The organism is Kitasatospora sp. NPDC059577, assembly GCF_042735475.1.
Classification (GTDB): domain Bacteria; phylum Actinomycetota; class Actinomycetes; order Streptomycetales; family Streptomycetaceae; genus Kitasatospora.
This window is the reverse complement of record NZ_JBHWBZ010000146.1, coordinates 1-1,807: the sequence shown is the minus strand read 5'-3', so window position 1 is coordinate 1,807 and position 1,807 is coordinate 1. Positions and strand designations below refer to the sequence as shown.

2 protein-coding genes are annotated in these 1,807 nt (G+C 71.4%); both read right to left on the bottom strand.

Annotated elements, in window-relative coordinates; genetic code table 11:
* Positions 1 to 4 precede the first annotated feature (4 nt).
* Positions 5 to 967, bottom strand: a complete 963-nt coding sequence (locus ACFV0O_RS41465; RefSeq protein ID WP_380350267.1) for an electron transfer flavoprotein subunit alpha/FixB family protein — start codon at positions 965 to 967, stop codon at positions 5 to 7.
* Positions 968 to 1,022: 55 nt separating this feature from the next.
* Positions 1,023 to 1,807, bottom strand: a 785-nt coding sequence (locus tag ACFV0O_RS41460; protein ID WP_360269161.1) for an electron transfer flavoprotein subunit beta/FixA family protein, incomplete at its 5' end; no start/stop codon positions are given.

The following is a 1,807-nucleotide window of genomic DNA, read 5'->3' as shown; positions in this document are numbered from 1 at the left end:
GGGATCAGGCCTTGCGGGCCTTCACCTCGGCGGTGAGCTGCGGCAGGACCTCGAAGAGGTCACCGACCACGCCGTAGTCGACCAGCTCGAAGATCGGGGCCTCGGGGTCCTTGTTGACGGCCACGATGGTCTTCGAGGTCTGCATGCCGGCCCGGTGCTGGATCGCACCGGAGATGCCCGCCGCGATGTACAGCTGCGGGGAGACCTGCTTGCCGGTCTGGCCGACCTGGCTGCTGTGCGGGTACCAGCCGGCGTCGACCGCGGCACGGGAGGCGCCGACGGCCGCGCCGAGCGCGTCCGCGAGCTCCTCGACCACGCCGAAGCCCTCGGCGGCACCGACACCACGGCCACCGGAGACCACGATCGCGGCCTCGGTCAGCTCCGGGCGGCCGGTGGACACCCGCGGCGTGCGCGAGGTGACCCTGGCGGCCCTGCCGGTGAACTCCACCGACACCTCCTCCACCGCACCGGCGGCCGGCGCGGCCTCCGGGGCGACGGCGTTCGGCTTGACCGTGATGACCGGCGCACCCTTGGTGACCCTGGACTTCACCTGGAAGGACGCGGCGAACACCGACTGGGTCGCGACCGGACCGCCGTCACCGGCCTCCAGGTCGACGGCGTCGGTGATGACACCGGAACCCAGGCGCAGCGCGACGCGGGCGGCGATTTCCTTGCCTTCGCCGGAGGAGGTGACCAGGACGGCGGCGGCGTCGTTGGTCTTGGCGATCTGGGTCAGGGCGTCGACCTTGGGGACGACCAGGTGGTCGGCGAACTCGGTGCCTTCGGCGACGTACACCTTGGCGGCGCCGTACTCGGCGGCCTTCGCGGCGATGCCGGCCGCGGCGGCGCCGGCGCCCAGGACGACGGCGGACGGCTCGCCGACGCGGCGGGCCAGGGTCAGCAGCTCCAGGGCCGGCTTGCGGACCGCACCGTCGGCGTGGTCCACCAGGACGAGAATCTCAGCCATTGCTCAATGTCTCCGTGTTCGCGGGTTCGAGGGGTCGGACTGGGCCGGAGGAGGCTCAGATGAACTTCTGGTCGGCGAGGAAGGCCGCGAGGGACTTGCCGCCCTCACCCTCGTCCTTGACGACCGTGCCCGCGGTGCGCGCCGGACGCGCCGCCACCGACTCCACCGCCGTCCACGAACCCGCCAGCCCGACCTCGTCCGCCTCGATGCCCAGGTCGTCCAGGTCCAGCGACTGCACCGGCTTCTTCTTCGCCGCCATGATCCCCTTGAACGACGGGTACCGGGCCTCACCCGACTGGTCCGTCACCGACACCACGGCCGGCAGCTCCGCCTCGACCAGCTCGGTCGCCGCGTCACCGTCACGACGGCCCCGGACCACACCGCCCTCGACCGACACCTCCGACAGCAGCGTCACCTGCGGCACACCCAGACGCTCCGCCAGCAGCGCCGGCAGCACACCCATCGTGCCGTCCGTCGACGCCATGCCACCGATCACCAGGTCGAACCCGGTCTTCTCCAGCGCCTTCGCCAGCACCGCCGACGTCCCGATCACATCGGACCCGTGGATGTCGTCGTCGTTCACGTGCACGGCCTTGTCCGCACCCATCGACAGCGCCTTGCGCAGCGCGTCCTTCGCGTCGTCCGGCCCGACCGTCAGCACCGTCACCTCGGCGCCCTCGTTCGCCTCCGCGATCCGCAGCGCCTGCTCCACGCCGTACTCGTCCAGCTCCGACAGGAGACCGTCCACACCCTCCCGGTCGGTGGTGTGGTCGTCCGCGAAACGACGGTCACCCGTCGCGTCCGGCACGTACTTCACACAGACGACGATCCTCAAGCTCA